Genomic DNA, 15,223 nt, shown 5'->3' on the forward strand with positions numbered 1-15,223 from the left:
CCGGGGCGGCGGCTCCGGCGTGGCGCGCCGGCGCTGGGCGGCCAGGCGCCCGCGCAGGCCGGTGCTGCGGCGGACCCGGGTGGTCGCGGCGCTGCGGATTTTCATCAGGAGTTCGCGGTGGATCCGGTCGATCGACAGGGAGATCGTGCCGCCGGGCTTCTGCACGAAGTCCACCGCCCCGAGGCTCAGCGCCTGCAGGGTCGTCTCGGCACCTTGCTCGGTCAGCGACGAGACCATCACCACCGGCCGCGGATCCTCGCTCATGATCCGCGACAGGCAGGTGATCCCGTCCATCTCGGGCATGTTGACGTCGAGGGTGATCACGTGCGGATCGAAGGTCCGCAGCGCCTCCAGGACCTCGAGGCCGTTGCGGGCCGTCTGGACCGTGAAGCCGCCCGCCGACTCGAGGAGCTGCGTGAGGTGCCTGCGCATCAACGCGGAATCATCGGCCACGAGGGCTCGGATCATGCGGGGTCTCGCCAGGGTGACGGGATGAGGGGGCGTCGGGCCGAGCCGGGGCCCGGACCCGCGCTCAATGGGTGCTGAGCCGGACGGCGGCGGCTTCCTGGGTGTCCAGGAGCTGCATCGTGTCGAGCAGCAGCACCATGCGCTTCTGGCTCTCCAGGTTGGCGACCCGGCGGATCAGGCGCGTCTGCGTGTCCGAGAGGTTGGGCGCGTCGCCGATCGCCTTGGCCGAGATCCGCATCACCTCCGAGACCGAATCGACGATGAAGCCGGTCTGGACGCCGCGGACGGTGAAGACCATGATCCGCTGGCGGTCGTTGCGCTCCGCCTCGGCGAGGTTGAAGCGGCGGCGCTGGTCCACCACCGGCAGCACGATGCCGCGCAGGTTGATCACCCCCTCCACGAAGGCCGGCGCCTTCGGGATCCGGGTCAGCTCGTCCGGCACGCGGACGATCTCCTGCACGGCCTCGATCGGCACGCCGTATTCCTCGCCCATCAGGCGGAACACCACGAACTGCTCCTCGTCGGCGGCGTCCTGGCGCTCGTCTCCGTCCTGTCGTCCGTCGGCGCTCATGCCCTCGTTCTCCGTGGCAGCCAGCTTGCGCAGCTCGGTGGTGTCGAACATCTTCTCGACCGACAGGACGGAGACCAGCCGCCGACCCTCCTGCAGCCGGCAGATCGCCTGGATCTCGTCCATGCCGCCGTCCTGAGACAGCAGGGCCGGCATCGCCTCGACGAGGTTGCGGCTGACCCGCAGCACCTCCTTGACGCTGTCCATCACGACGCCGACCGACAGGGTCCCGCCCTCGCCCAGCGACACCACCACGACCTTGTTGGTCTCGGTGAATTCCTTGGCCGGGAGGCCGAACATCTCGCGCAGGGACACGAGCGGCAGCAGGCGGTTGCGCAGGGTGATCACCCCGAGCACGTGGGAGGGTGCGTTCGGGACGTGGGTGGGGCGCTCGGGCAGCTGCACGATCTCCTGCACCCGCTCGATCGGGAAGGCGTATTCCTGCCCCGCCACCTCGAAGCTCACGAGCTGGTCCTCGTCCGCCTCGACCTCGGCCCGGGCGGACGAAGCCGGGTCGGCGCCCTGCACCTGGCCGGCGGCCCGGCGGACCTTGGTGGCGATCTGGCTGAACTCGCGGCTCACCAGCTGGGCCGCGTCCAGGATCATCACCATGGACCGGCCGTCCTCGCCCTTGATCATCCCGGTCAGGAGGCTGGTGTCGACGCTGCCCTCGATCGCCGAGGTCGGCTCGATCCGCTCGGGATCGACCGTGACCACGTTCGCCATCCGGTCGACCACGAGGCCGATCGGATTGCCCTGGTCGAGCACCACCACCCGGGTGGCGTCGTCGTTGAGCACCGGCGGGAAGGCGAACACGTCCCGCAGGTTGAGCACCGGCAGGACCGTGCCGCGCAGGTTGGCCAGCCCCAGCAGCGAGGCGGGGCTGAACGGCACCCGCACCACCTCGGGGATCCGGATGATCTCCTGCACGTCGGCCAGCGCGACGGCGAACATCTCCGTCTCGACGTGGAAGATCACGAACTGGCGGGCCTCGCTGCGGCCGTCCGCGTGGTCCGGCTGCGCGGCGGCCTCCCCCGGATCGGGCGTGAACCCGGAATCCGGCGCCTGCACCGCCTGAGCTGCTGCGTTTGCCATGGTCGGTCTCTCGCTCCCCGGGCGGTTCGGCTCAGGCGGCCTGGAGCTCGTCGGCGAGCGAGGCGATCTCCTCGATCGCGGCGGCGAGCTGCTCGGCGCCCTTGCCCTGCTCGCTGGCGGCGATCCCGGCCTCCGCGGAGGTGCGGGCGGCCTGCTGGGCCGCGGCGGCGACCTGCTCGATCGCGGTCTGGACTTCCCGGACCATGCGGGTGATGCCGTCGGCGCCGCTCAGGATCTCCCGGTTGCCGCCCAGCACCTCGGCCATGTCCTTGATCACAGTGTCGAAGTTGCGGGAGATGGCGCCGCTCTTCTCGACCTCGCTGGCGGCGCCGTCGGCGATCTCCTGGATATCGCCGCGCACGAACACGATCGTGTCCTGGATGGCCTTGACCGTGTCCTTGATCCGCTCGGCGTTCTCGGCGGAATCCCGGGCGAGGTTTCGGATGTCCGTCGAGACGACGGCGAAGCCCTTGCCGAACTCACCCGCGCGGGCCGCCTCGACCGAGCCGTTGACCGCCAGCATGTTGGTCTGGATCGAGACCGTGGTGATCGCGTCGACGATCTTGTCGATGCGCCGGCTGACCTGCTCCAGCGCGGCGACCTGATCGCGGCTGACGCGGCCCGCCTCGACGGATTGCTGCAGGCCCTCCATCATCGCGTCGACCAGGTTTTTGTTCTCGGCCAGCGACTCCGAGATCACCTGCGCCTTCTCCACGGCGGCGGCCGCCAGGGTCTGGGTCACCTGGGCGCGCCGCTCGATCTGTGCGATCGCCGCCGAGGATTGCTGGGTCGCGGCCGATTGCTGCTGCGCGCCCTTGGTGATCTCGTCGAGGGCGATCGTGACCTGTCCGGCGGCGCGGTTGATCTCCTCGACGGCGCTGGACAGCTCTTCCGCCGCGGAGGCGACCTCCTCGGCGCTCTTGCCGATATTGGTGCTGTTCTTCAGCTCCTCGGCGAGGCCGGACAGCTCCTGGGCGGCATCCTCGCTCTGCGACAGCGCCGTGGTCTGCTGCTCGACCATCTTGCCGGCCTCCTGGCAGGCCGCGCTCTGCTCCTCGGCGGCGGCCGCGATGATCTCCGCGCCCTTCTGCGCCTCGGTGGCGGCGGTGGCCGATTCCTCGGCGGCCCGGGCCAGCTCGTTGCAGCCCTCGATGATCTCGGCCATGTCGGTGCGGACCCGCGCGAGCTGGCCGCTGACCGCCCGGCCGGTCTCGACCTGAGAGCGGGCCGAGCTCGCCGACTGGCTGATCCCGTCGGCCGCGACCTTCACGTCGGCCTGGATCTGCGCCACGAGCGCCTGGATGTCGCGGGCGGACTTCTCGCTGGTCTCGGCCAGGGTGCGCACCTCGTCGGCGACCACCGCGAAGCCCTTGCCGTGCTGGCCGGCCCGAGCCGCCTCGATGGCGGCGTTCAGCGCCAGCAGGTTGGTCTGGTCGGCGATCCGGGCCACGGCCTTCACGATCTCGCCGATGGCGCTGGCCTGCCGGTCGAGCTCCTCGACCAGCTTCACCGATGCCTCCTGGCGCTCGGACGCCTTGACGATGGCCGCGACCGACGCGCCGATCTGCGCGGCGGTCTCGACGACGAGACCGGACAGGGCCTCGGTCTTGCGCAGGGAGTTGGTGGCGTTCTCCTTGGCGGCCTGGATCAGGGCCCCGCCCTGGCTCACCGCCTTCATGGTCTCCTGGGCGGCGCCCGCGGCCTCCTCGGCGCCGACGCCGATCTACTCGGAGGCCTTGCGCAGCTCCTCGGCGGCGGCCGCCGCCTCGGCGATCCCGCTGGACAGCTCGGCGGTGGCCGAGGCGATCCGCTCGGCGGCCTTCTGCTGGCGCGCGAAGGTCCGGGCCTTGCGCTTCTCCGCCTCGGCGACGAGGTGCGATCGACCCGCGGAGGCCGGCACGTTCTCCCGCGGGGCAGTCGCGGCCGGGAAGGAGTGGATGGCGGATTTCTTCGCGAGAGCCATGTGTCGACGCCTTGGTATCGGGGTCAGAGGGTTTCCCGCTCCTCGGAAGAAGCGGGTGTGCTGGTATTCAAGTAGACGCGTGACGGGTGTGCGAGTTTTCGGCTGGTTCTGAAGCTATATTTACCGGTACATAATACATATTGTCGAGAATTACGGTTACGTGAATATAATGTGACACGCATAAACTAATGACCTCATAATCTTTATCCAGAATGCGCTGAGTCACAAGTTTTTTTCTGATTGAAATCTGCTCAGACGGTTCATAAAAATGTTGGTCCCCCCTTGAGATTGATCAGAATCGGCTCACTTAGCCAACGGCACACGTGACCGCTCCGGATCACTGGTGGAGATTGCTGCGGCCTGGAGGCGATCGGGAACTTTAAGTAGACGGCCCGTCGGCCGGCCTCGGCCGAGCCACCCGCCCGGACCTCATGGGATGGGGCACCCGGGGGCATGCCGGCACCGCAGCGAAGCACTGCTCAGCTTGCGCTAGCGGAGACGGTCGTGGCTGCGTTACTAGATCCAGGGACGAAATACTGTTCGGCGGACATCGCTGTGCGCTAAATATAGACCTTTATACGGTCTGATCTGATCGTTAAATGCTGAGTTTGAGTTATTTTAGATGAAGCATGATCCTGTTTCTGCGTTCGACAACGATAATATCATCGAGGGAATTCCTCTGTCGTCCTACCAGATGCTGAAGCTGGTCGAGGAGCGCGGCGGGGTCGGCTTCTGGTCGCTCGAGATCGCGACCCGGGGGCTGTGGGGCTCCCCCGGCTTCCACCGGGTGACCGGGCTTCCGGCCACGGACGACCTGCGCGGCCTGTTCCGCCGGCTGATCCATCCCGACGACCAGGCCGCCCAGGCGGACCTTTGGGACCTGATCCAGCTCGGCCACGTGGTCGACCGGGAATTCCGGATCATCCGGCCCGACCAGACGGTCCGGTGGGTCGCCCTGAAGACCGGCGTGGTGCTCGGACCGGATGCGCTGCCCGCCCGCACGGACGGCGTCCTGCTCGACACCACGGCCACCCACGAAGCCCGGCAGATCGCGGCCTGGATGCAGGGGCGCCAGACCGGCGTCCTGCGCGCGATCACCGCCGCGACCTGGTCGGCCCATCCCGCCGGGGAGATCGAGATGGCGGCCGGCTGGGAGCGCCTGACCGGGCAGACGGCCACCGAGATGGCGGGGTTCGGCTGGCTCGACGCGCTCCATCCCGACGACCGCCGCGTCGCCCTGGCCGCCTGGCAGGCCGCCCGGACCACCGGCGCGCCCTACCGCGCGGAGTACCGTGTCCGCGGTGCGGACGGGACGTATCGCCGGTTCAGCAGCCGCGGCGCGGCGCAGGCCGGGCCCGACGGAGCGGTGCGTGAATGGTTCGGCCTCGTGCTCGCCGTGCCGGACGACGCGCGCGACGCGGTGCCGGATGCCGCGATCGGGCCGCTGATCCGGGGGGGGCGGGCGGTCCTCGGCTGGTCGATCCAGGACCTCGCCGCGGCCTCTGGGGTCTCGGGCTCCAGCGTCCGGCGGATGGAGGAGTTCGGCGAGGGCCCGCGTCCGAAGATCCGCCAGGCCGTGCGCCAGGCCTTCGAGGGCGCCGGCATCCGGTTCTCCGCGCTCGGCGCCGACCGCGTCGCCATCGAGGTCGATCCCGGGCGCTTCCCGCCAGCTTAGGGCGCGCGCCGCCGAAGTGGGGACCGGCTCTAGCCGCATCCGGCCGCAAAACCGCCCGCCGGATCGAGGCGCTATGCCGGCCCTCGGACCGGGCCGTCGCCCCGCACCCGGGAACCGGTGTAGGCCATTCGTTAACGTCGGCTCTGCATCCATATCGGCACCGAAACCGTTGCGCGTGTCCAATTCGGCCGCCGGGGCAGCTGTCATGACCATCCTGAGCGTGATCTGCCTGGTGACCGGTGCGACCCTCGCGGGCATCGCCCCGAAGCGCTCCGTGCAGCAGGCGGCCCTGGAGAATGCGGGCGGCAGCCTGATCGTGCTCGGGCTCGTCATCATCGGCGCGGGCCTGCCCCTGTTCGGCTGAGGCGGCGCCGCTCGGTCCGTCAGCGTCCCGGCGCCGCCCCGCCACCTGCGGCCGCGAATCTCTGTCGAGCCCGCTTGCGCCGCGCCTTGATGGGCCGCGTGCGCCGGAAAAACCGCGGCGGTCCTCGACGCCGGCATCGCCGTATCGACCGACCACGGGACGCGCTTCGCGGCGCGTGGTCCAGTCTTGAGCCGTTCCGGCCCGGACGTGCCGCGATGATCGCGGCGAAGATCGGACAGATGAGACTGATATCCGCGCAAGCTTATCCTGGCCGGGAAGGCTCTGGTATCTGCCGCTGATCGCCCCTATGGTTCGATCTCTGCCATGTCTCTTTGTATTTTGAAGTGTTACAAAGAACGAAGCCGAGGCCTTCCAAAGATGTCCGGTCCGGACGGGGATGACAATCTGGGCGCACGCGTCCCGGGCCGCGGGGATCCGCGGACCGGGGTTCGGGCGTTGGCCACGGGAGCGTTGGCCTTTGAAGCGTTGGCTTTGGACCGGGACGGCGAGATCGTCCCGGCGAGCCTCGTGCAGGGGCGCCGCGAGCTCGTCATCCGCCACGCCGGCCAGCGATACCGGCTCCGCATCACCGCCAACGACAAGCTGATCCTGACCAAATGACGCCATCCCCCGCCTGGTCGCGCCGCTTCCTCCTGGCCGCCGCCGCCGCGACCGCGCTCGCCCCGCGCGGGGGCGCCGCCAAAGCCGATCCGGCGCCGGCCGGCCGCATCGCCGCCCTCGGGGGCGCCGTCACCGAGATCCTGTATCGCCTCGGCGCCGGCCCGCGGATCGTCGCGGTCGACACCACCAGCCTGTATCCGCCCGAGGCCCTGCGCGAGAAGCCGAATGTCGGCTACCTGCGGGCGCTCTCCGCCGAGGGGCTGCTCGCCTGCGGACCCGACCTCGTGATCGCTGCCGAGGGCGCCGGCCCGCCCGCGGTGCTGGCGCAGCTGCGCGAGGCCGGCCTGCGCGTCGAGACCGTGACCGAGCCGCCGAACCCCGAGGGCGTCCTCGACAAGATCGCCGTCATCGGGCGTCTGGCCGGCCTGGACCGGGAGGCCGGATCCCTCGCCGCCGAGGTCCGCGCCCGCTTCGCCGAGGTCGCGAAAAGGCGCGCGCGGATCGAGACGCCGGCCCGGGGGATCCTCGTCCTCTCCCTCCAGGACGGCCGCACGGTCGTGGGCGGCACCGGGTCCACGGCCGACGGCATGCTGGCGCTCGCCGGCATCACCAACGCGGCCGCGGGCGTCGCCGGGTTCAAGCCGATGACCGACGAGGCCATCGTGGCCGCCGCCCCCGACGCCGTGGTGATGATGCAGAACGGCCCGGAGCCGCCCAAGCCCGAGACCGTGTTCGCCCCCGATTCGGCCCTGGGCCGGACCCCGGCCGCCGCACAGGGCCGGCTGATCGCCATGGACGGCCTCTATCTCCTCGGCTTCGGCCCGCGCACCCCGCAGGCCGCCACCGAGCTGATGCGCGCGATCTACCCGGGCCTGCCGGGTGAGTGAGGGGGCCGCGCTTGTTTTGCCTGAGAGAGCGGAGCGGATGTCCCGCAAGGCGTCCCGAGTCGTGAGCGGGCCGCTGGGATGCTGAGCCGCCGCGCCGCCCTGCCGTGGGTGTTGGCGGCGCTCGCCGGGCTGATGCTGGCAATCGCGCTGCTGTCGGTGAGCCTCGGGGCGATCCGGATCCCGCCAGAGCGGGTCTTGGCGGTGCTGACCGGGGGCGGGAGCGATCCGGCGCTGGCGCGCGACGCCCTGGTGGTGCTCAACATCCGGCTGCCCCGGACCCTGCTGGGGCTGATGATCGGCGCGGGGCTCGCGGTCTCGGGGGCGCTGATGCAGGGGCTGTTCCGCAACCCCCTGGCCGACCCGGCGCTCGTCGGGGTCTCGTCGGGGGCGGGATTGGCCGCCGCCTGCATCATCGTGCTGGGCGACCGGCTGCTCGCCCATTTCGGCCTGCCGGGGCCGCTGCCCTACCTGGTCCTGCCGGCCGGGGCCTTCGTGGGGGGCTTGGGCGCGACCCTGATCCTGTACGGGCTGGCGACGCGGTCCGGGCGCACCGCGGTGGCGACGATGCTGCTCGCCGGCATCGCCCTGGGGGCGCTGAGCGGCGCGCTCACCGGCCTGCTGACCTATGCCAGCGACGACCGGCAACTCCGCGATCTCACGTTCTGGTCGTTGGGCAGCCTGGGTGGTGCCACCTGGGGCAAGCTCGCGGCCTCGGCGCCGCTGATCCTGCCGGTGCTGCTCGCCGTTCCGTTCCTAGGCCGCGGCCTCAACGCGCTGGTGCTCGGGGAGGCGGAGGCGTTCCATCTCGGGATCCCGGTGGAGCGTCTGAAGCGCACCTGCATCGTTCTGGTCGCCATCGCGGTCGGCGCCAGCGTGGCGGGGGCCGGGGTGATCGGCTTCGTCGGCCTCGTGGTGCCGCACGCCTTGCGGTTGGCGATCGGCCCCGAGCACCGCCTGCTGCTGCCGGCCTCGGCGCTGCTCGGCGGCGCGTTCCTGGTGCTGGCCGACGTCGTCGCCCGGCTGGTCGCGGCACCGGCCGAGCTCCCGATCGGGATCGTCACCGCTCTGGTCGGCGCACCGGTGTTCCTGTGGCTGCTGCTCGGCCGGGCGCGGGTCGCCGCCGATGCCTGAGCCGACCCTGCTCCGTGCCCGCGACCTCACCGTCACGGTGGCCGGTCGCGACCTCGTGCGCGACGTGTCCCTGTCCGTGGCGGCCGGCTCCCTGCAGGTGATCGTCGGCCCGAACGGCGCCGGCAAGTCGACCCTGCTGCGCCTGCTCTGCGGCGAGCTGCGCCCGACGAGCGGGCAGGTCGCCTACGGCGGCGAGGCGGTGGAGCGGATCCCGGCCTGGCGGCTCGCCGCGATGCGGGCGGTGCTGCCGCAGGCCACGCGCCTCGCCTTCCCGTTCGCCGCGGCGGACGTGGCCCGGATCGGCCTCGACGGCATCGGGCGGGGCCTCAAGGCCCGCGACCGGGACGCGATCCTGGCCCGGGCCCTCGACCGGGCCGACGTCGCCCATCTCGCGACCCGGGCCTACCCGACTTTGTCGGGCGGCGAGCAGGCCCGGGTGCAGTTCGCCCGGGTGCTGTGCCAGATGGAGGCCGGCCGCACGGTCGCGGACGGCCAAGTGCTGTTCCTCGATGAGCCCACCGCCAGCCTCGACCTGAACCACCAGGGCGCTCTCCTCGAGGCCGCCGCGGCGCTGGCGGCCTCGGGCGTCGCCGTGGTGGCGATCCTGCACGACCTCAACCTCGCGGCTGCCTACGCCGATACGCTGCTGGTGCTCGAAGCCGGCCGGCTGGTCGCCACCGGGCGGCCCGCGGACGTGCTCCGCGACGACCTGATCGCCCGGGTGTTCGGGGTGCGCTGGCCGGTCGGAAAAATCCCCGGCCCGGACCAGCCGTTCATCCTGCCGCACCGGACTGTTGCAGGTTGGCAACAAAACTGATTCGCGATCGGGTGATCTGGAGATGTTTCAAGATATTCCCGAGGAAAGTTGGAATGCATGCAAGCTGATTTGCCGTATAGACGGTTGAATTAAAATATCGCGTCCGTATACGCCTCAGTTTAACCACTCTGGAGCCGTTTCAGGCCCGAGGTGAATCTTCAATGCGCCGCCATAGATGGCTGTTTTGCCTCGGTGCAGAACGCTGGAGTTTTCGCAAGATCTCGGCCTTCAGCAGCAGGACTGCGTCGCCGGACATTTACAGGTAGTGGGCGGTCGGAGCAGGACTCGGTCCAGGACAAGGCTCACTTGGCGATGCCCATGCGCTCACCTCGCTGTCTGCTCACGCCCTTGATGCTGATTGTGGGGGTGATGAGTGCCCTACAATCGGCCCAGGCCGAGATGGACCCGGAAGTTCTGACGCCTGTGCCAGTCGTGCAAGATGCTCGGCTGGAAGTCAGGGCGCGGCAGGGCGTTGGAGTGGTCCCGCTGCATGTGACGCAAGACTGGACCGTGTCGCAGCCCGGCATCCGGCGCGCAGTGATCGTCATCCATGGGTGGCCACGTCGCGACCTGCGCTCGGGGGAGTATGCTGTCGCTCGAGCCGGGATGGCTGCTGACGATGCACTCGTCATCACGCCACAGTTCCTGATCCAGGCCGATATCGCAGCCCACCATCTCCCGGACACGACCCTGCGTTGGGGGCCTAATGACTGGGCGATCGGACGGGACGCCGCGGCACCGGCCTCGATCAGTTCGTTCGATGTTCTCGATGCGATCCTCGACCGGCTCGCAGATCGGCAGACTTTCCCGAACTTGCGAAAGGTCGTCGTCGCCGGTCATTCGGCCGGTGGCAGGTTCGTTCAACGTTACGCGGCCGTCGGGCATGGGCAGGCCCCACTGCGGACAGCCGGTGTCCACATCCGCTACGTCGTCGCCAATCCTTCCGACTACCTTTATTTTGATGCCGCGCGGCCCTTCGCACCCGCGCCAGGATGCAGCGCCGTCAACCGCTGGGCATACGGACTGGACACTGGCTTGCCGCGCTACGCGACTCAGTTGTCAGATCCAGAGTCTTTATGGACGGAATATCTAGCCAAAGACATCGTTTATCTGCTTGGAACAGACGACAACGATCCAAATCATCCTCAACTAGACCGAAGCTGTGCGGCTGAAGCGCAAGGTCTGAGCCGGCTCCAACGCGGGATCGCGTTTGTGAAGACGATGGCTGCGGCCGGGGCGCTGCGGCAATCCTTGTTGGAGGTGCCGGGCGTCGGCCACCACAGTTCTCAAATCTTTGGCTCGCAATGTGGCGTCTTCGCGCTGTTCGACAACGGCTCCTGCGCTGCGATACCCATCGTCGTTGAGCACGGCGGGCCGATCCATCCGTGAGCCGCAACGCGGACCGCTTCGGCAGGCGCGCCTCATCCTGCCTCCGCTCATGGAAACGGCGGGGCTCTCACCCCGCCGCGGATCCGTTGCGTCGTGGCCGGCCGCCCGTGCGGGCTTACAGGCCGAACAGAACTCCGGCCGAACCGGCCACCGTCATGGCGAGACCGCCCGCGAAGGCGCCGATCATCGCGTAAGAGTAACCCTTCAGGACCATAGCGTGCACCCCTTTCATCGTGCGGCGGGCCTCGGGTGAGGCCCTGCGAACCATCTGCAACGATGATGCCGGTTCGGCCGGGTGCGTGCGGTGCGATCAAACACGCTGCATTGCGGAACGATTGCGCGCGGGCATGACGCGAGGGGACATGGCGCAGGCGGGCATGATGCAGGCGGCATCGGCCGCGTCGGCGTTCGACACCGCCGCGCGCGCCTTCAACGTGCCGCCCCATCACCCCGCCAAAGGGCCGAACCCCTTGGAAGCCCGTACTTACCGGTGCCGGGAGGGATGGTATTCCCGGTAGCTCAGGCCGAGCACGGCGGCGAGCAGCCCGGCGCCCCGGCACAGGGTGTAGAAGCCGCCGACCAGGGTGGCGGGCCGGAGCGACAGCCCGGCGATCCCGAGACGGAGCGCGCCCCCGCCGAGGCGGGCCAGGCCCCGGGCCGCGTTGCTGAGCCGCCCGCTCACCGTCTCCGGCCGGAGGCGGCCGAGATAGGCCTCGACGCTGCCGCTGCGGTACCAGCGCGCCAGCAGCCAGCGCACCCGCATCCGGTGCGCCGGGATGCTGTCGTACACGATCGCGTCGGGCGCCCAGGCGATCCTGTGCCCGGCAAGCAGAAGCGACCGGAAGAAGATGGTGTCCTCGCCGCCCAGGGTGTTGAAGCGCATGTCGAAGGACAGGCCCAGCGCCGTCACCACCCGGAGGTCCAGCAGCGCGTTCGCCGTGTAGGCGTCCGCCACCAGTCCATCGCGGACCGGCAGGGTCTTGGCGAAGAAGCCCCCGGTCGTCGCCCAGGCCGGGGGGACCCGGTCGAACAGCGGCACCACCGGGCCGACGCAGGCCGGGGCGCCGGTCCGCCGCGCCGTGTCGAGCAGGCTGCGCAGCCAGTCGCGGTCCGGAACCTCGTCATCGTCGATCAGGGCGATCCAGTCGGCGCCGAGCGTGGCGGCCGCCGTGAGGCTGCGGTTGCGCACCGCCGCCAGGCCCCGGACCGCCTCGCGGGCGTAGGTGATCGGGAAGCGGCCGGCGGTGCGGTAGGCCTCCACCACCGGGATGGCGGCGTCGCTGCGGCCGTTATCGACCACCAGGATCCGCAGGGCGGATTCGGCGAGGTCGCCTAGCCGCTGCCGGTCGATGGCCTTGAGCAGCAGCGCCAGGCCCGCCGGACGCTCGCAGGTGCAGATGCAGAGGCACAGGCGCATGGGGCTCACCGTGGTCCGGCCGGAAGGGCGTCCGGCATCGCGGGGCGCAGGCGACGGCCGGCGCGCTTGCCCGCCGCGGCCATCAGCGAGCTGGTCAGGAACCGCCAGGCCCGGGGCCGGGCCAGCGCCAGGGCAGCGCCCCGGAGCCACCGGCCGCCCTCCGCGGCCTCCACCACCCGGGCGATGACCTGCGCGGTGGCGAGGCTGTCGCGATAGGCGCGGCTGGCCTGCCGGATCCCGGCGGAGCGCGCCCGGTGCCCGGCCAGGGCGCCGCCCTCGGCATAGGCCGCGAAGGCCGCGTCGAGGTGCTCGATGTCGGCGAGCCGCAGCCGGTGGGACAGCGAGGCCGGGCCCCGCCGATACCCGTAGCCCGCATAGGAACTCACGACGAAGCGGGCGCCTTCCGCGAGGGCCGCCACGCAGAACAGGAAGTCCTCGCCGACCCGGACCGTATCCACGTAGCGCAGGCCGTGCCGGCGCACGACGTCGGCCCGCAGCATCGGCTTGAGATAGCCGAGCTTCACCCCCGGGGTGAGCATCCGGTTGCAGGTCAGGTACTGCGCGAGTTCGACCGTGAACAGGTAGGGCTCGCGGCCGCGGTCCAGCATGCCGGCCCCGCCCGGATCGAAGGCCCCGGTGAAGGGGATCGGGTTGTCGGCGATGAGGTCGGCATCCGTGGCGGCGGCGAGATCCAGGAGCGTGCGGCTCCGGTCCGGGACGATGAGGTCGTCCGCGTCGAGGATCGCCACCCAGCGTCCCCGTGCGGCGGCCAGGGCGGCGTTCCGGGCGGCCGACGGGCCCCGCGGCGCGTGCGTGCGTGCGGCGTCGAGGGGGATCGGGCGGATACGCGGGTCGGCCGCCGCCAGCCGCGCCAGCACGGAAGCGGTCCCGTCCGTAGACCCGTCGTCCACCACCAGCACCTCGACCGCGACGCCGGCCTGATCGAGGGCCGAGCGGATCGCGGTCTCGATCCACGGGGCGGCATTGTGGGCGGCCATGAGGAACGAGATGTCCACGGGCGCCGTCCGCGCATCGGCCTCGATCTGCTTCGCCATCGCTCGTCCTGCCGCCGCCCCCGGGATTCGCGGTCTCCCGGGCCCAGGCCGACCATGGCGTGAAGCGCGCCCGGCGCACGACACTAAAAGGGCGTAGGCGCGCGCCGCACCGTCCCAGGGCGGCGGATTTATGCGCCCCGGCCGGGATCCCCGTGGCTGACCGGGGGGCCAGGGCGGGCGCAGCGCGGTACCGCCTTTCGCCACACCACCATGATCAAATGGGTAATGATCGATACCTATATTGTTCGAGTGCAGAAAAAATCAGACATTATTGCAACGGACCAGGCGAAATCAGCTTTGATATTTATTAAACTTTATGTCTCCAGATGATTTCCGTCGGGCGCGTCGGGCCGCGCATCCAGGACGGGACGGCCCTCCGAGGGCATCAATCACGGGGGATCGTCTTTGCCCATCCGGTTCTACTTCGACGTCGAGAACGGCAGGGAGACGATCCGCGACCACGAGGGCGTGGACGCCGCCGATCTCACCGAGGCCCTGGCCGAGGCGCGCAGCGTCATCCGGGAGATGGCCGACGAGGTCTGCGCCCACGACCTCGGCGGCGGCTGGACGCTCGTGGTGCGGGACGCCACCGGGATTGTGGTGGCGCGGTTGCCGATCAGCTGGAGCGCTGCCTCAGACGCCTGAGCGATTCGAGGCCGCTCACGCTGGCGGACGCTTCGGGCCAGATGACGAGAACGGCATCGTTGCCGAAAAAGACGGGCGCGATGTGCAAGGTGGGGTTCTCGGCTTTGAAGGCTTCGAGATAGGCGGGATCGCACTCGGTCCGCCGGACCGTTCCGATGTATTCGTTCTTGTCATTGTACATGTCGTAATACCCCGACACGATCTTGGCGCTCGGCGTGTCGATCGCATCCACGATTTTCGCGGCCTTGTTCACGAATAGGGCATAGGACATCGAATCGGGATTCTTGTAGTCGCGCGGAATGGCCCCGGACAGGCCCTTGAAGAAGTCGATGCCCGTGAGGTGGCTTTCGGGGCGCCAGACCCAGCGCGTCGCCCCCAAGCCTTTCATGACCTCTGTGTAGTGCGCAGGCGTATCCGCGATCGTCTGGGCGAAAACCTCGTCCGTGAGCATCGCGCTCTCGTCGATCCCGCCGACCAGGTGGACGTTGCCCGCGTGCCGCGGATGCTTGTGCAGCACCGACAGGATCGCATCGCTGGCCTGCGTCGACAGGGTCAGGGCGGAGCGCGGGTCCAGCACGTGGAGCGCCGTCGCAGCTGACAACGAGACCGGATCGGTCTCCACCTCCTCCTGTGCCGAGCGAGGCTTCAGGGACGTGTCCACCTGCAACAGCGTCAGCGCGGTGGATGGATAGGACGTCACAGACCCGACCGCTGTCATCGCCCCGCCTCCGAACGGTTCCGCTCCGGCACGGAGACCGTGCCCTTCTCGTCGTGAAAGACATGCGGGCGGTCCTCGGACGCCGTCATCGGTCCATCGACCCGCGACGCAGAGGCGGGGACGTTCCCGTCTCCGAGACCGCGCGATGGTGCGATCTCGATCGACGACGCGTCAGATCGACGGATCTATCGATCCCTCCCGCATGCCCATGCGCCCGCTTTGGCGGCCAAACCGCCGCGACTGGGCGCGGCAGGTCAGGACCACGGTCGGGGAGGGGAGGGGAGGGGAGATCCCGCGTCAACGCCGCGCTCAGGATCATCATGATCCAGGACGAGCCGGCTTGCGGCTCCGTACCTCGCTGACGTCCATAGGGGGTGCGAAGCTTTCGCGAGTCAAGAAAAAGATGTCGG

At 69.8% G+C, this 15,223-nt stretch carries 15 protein-coding genes; 8 read left to right on the plus strand and 7 right to left on the minus strand.

Annotated elements, in window-relative coordinates:
• The 4 genes from FV242_RS14660 to FV242_RS35480 all read right to left on the minus strand — a co-directional run.
• A partial coding sequence (locus tag FV242_RS14660) for a response regulator (RefSeq protein WP_147939427.1) occupies positions 1 to 468 on the minus strand: 468 nt, incomplete at its 3' end.
• 64 nt (positions 469 to 532) lie between these two features.
• Positions 533 to 2,131: a chemotaxis protein CheW gene (locus tag FV242_RS14665; RefSeq protein ID WP_147939428.1), complete on the minus strand. Its 1,599-nt coding sequence runs from the start codon at positions 2,129 to 2,131 to the stop codon at positions 533 to 535.
• 31 nt (positions 2,132 to 2,162) lie between these two features.
• Positions 2,163 to 3,809, minus strand: coding sequence for a methyl-accepting chemotaxis protein (locus tag FV242_RS14670; protein WP_246692710.1), 1,647 nt, complete (start codon positions 3,807 to 3,809; stop codon positions 2,163 to 2,165).
• Positions 3,810 to 3,854: 45 nt separating this feature from the next.
• The gene (locus tag FV242_RS35480) at positions 3,855 to 4,094 is read right to left on the minus strand and encodes a hypothetical protein (protein ID WP_246692711.1); all 240 of its coding nucleotides are present in this window, start codon (positions 4,092 to 4,094) and stop codon (positions 3,855 to 3,857) included.
• Positions 4,095 to 4,716: 622 nt separating this feature from the next.
• Between FV242_RS35480 and FV242_RS14675 the strand changes: the two genes are divergently transcribed.
• The 7 genes from FV242_RS14675 to FV242_RS14700 all read left to right on the plus strand — a co-directional run bounded on the left by FV242_RS14675 (position 4,717) and on the right by FV242_RS14700 (position 10,978).
• Positions 4,717 to 5,769 (plus strand): PAS domain-containing protein, encoded by a 1,053-nt coding sequence (locus FV242_RS14675; protein ID WP_147939429.1) that lies wholly within the window; start codon positions 4,717 to 4,719, stop codon positions 5,767 to 5,769.
• Between the two features lie 205 nt (positions 5,770 to 5,974).
• A complete protein-coding gene (locus tag FV242_RS34555) occupies positions 5,975 to 6,133 on the plus strand; it encodes a hypothetical protein (protein WP_187278425.1) in 159 nt (52 codons plus the stop codon).
• Positions 6,134 to 6,511: 378 nt separating this feature from the next.
• Entirely contained in the window at positions 6,512 to 6,754 is a 243-nt protein-coding gene (gene hemP, locus FV242_RS14680; RefSeq protein WP_147939430.1) for a hemin uptake protein HemP, read from the plus strand.
• Positions 6,751 to 7,641, plus strand: coding sequence for a hemin ABC transporter substrate-binding protein (locus tag FV242_RS14685; protein ID WP_147939431.1), 891 nt, complete (start codon positions 6,751 to 6,753; stop codon positions 7,639 to 7,641). The genes hemP and FV242_RS14685 overlap by 4 nt, the downstream gene beginning before the upstream one ends.
• A 132-nt stretch (positions 7,642 to 7,773) precedes the next feature.
• A complete protein-coding gene (locus FV242_RS14690) occupies positions 7,774 to 8,772 on the plus strand; it encodes an iron ABC transporter permease (RefSeq protein WP_246692712.1) in 999 nt (332 codons plus the stop codon).
• A complete protein-coding gene (locus FV242_RS14695; RefSeq protein WP_147939432.1) occupies positions 8,765 to 9,589 on the plus strand; it encodes a heme ABC transporter ATP-binding protein in 825 nt (274 codons plus the stop codon). The genes FV242_RS14690 and FV242_RS14695 overlap by 8 nt, the downstream gene beginning before the upstream one ends.
• A 312-nt stretch (positions 9,590 to 9,901) precedes the next feature.
• Positions 9,902 to 10,978, plus strand: coding sequence for an alpha/beta hydrolase (locus tag FV242_RS14700; RefSeq protein WP_246692443.1), 1,077 nt, complete (start codon positions 9,902 to 9,904; stop codon positions 10,976 to 10,978).
• Positions 10,979 to 11,462: 484 nt separating this feature from the next.
• Here FV242_RS14700 and FV242_RS14705 read toward each other — a convergent pair whose 3' ends face one another.
• Together FV242_RS14705 and FV242_RS14710 are read right to left on the minus strand one after the other, a co-directional pair.
• A complete protein-coding gene (locus FV242_RS14705; protein WP_147939433.1) occupies positions 11,463 to 12,395 on the minus strand; it encodes a glycosyltransferase family 2 protein in 933 nt (310 codons plus the stop codon).
• Positions 12,396 to 12,400: 5 nt separating this feature from the next.
• Positions 12,401 to 13,450, minus strand: coding sequence for a glycosyltransferase family 2 protein (locus FV242_RS14710; protein WP_147939434.1), 1,050 nt, complete (start codon positions 13,448 to 13,450; stop codon positions 12,401 to 12,403).
• A gap of 405 nt (positions 13,451 to 13,855) precedes the next feature.
• Between FV242_RS14710 and FV242_RS14715 the strand changes: the two genes are divergently transcribed.
• A complete protein-coding gene (locus tag FV242_RS14715) occupies positions 13,856 to 14,095 on the plus strand; it encodes a hypothetical protein (RefSeq protein ID WP_147939435.1) in 240 nt (79 codons plus the stop codon).
• Here the strand turns inward: FV242_RS14715 and FV242_RS14720 are convergent.
• Positions 14,067 to 14,813 carry a hypothetical protein gene (locus FV242_RS14720; protein ID WP_147939436.1) on the minus strand — a complete coding sequence of 249 codons (747 nt, stop codon included), beginning with the start codon at positions 14,811 to 14,813 and terminating at the stop codon, positions 14,067 to 14,069. The two genes, FV242_RS14715 and FV242_RS14720, sit on opposite strands and share 29 nt — an antisense overlap.
• Positions 14,814 to 15,223 lie beyond the last annotated feature (410 nt).

This window comes from Methylobacterium sp. WL64, assembly GCF_008039945.1.
GTDB lineage: Bacteria > Pseudomonadota > Alphaproteobacteria > Rhizobiales > Beijerinckiaceae > Methylobacterium.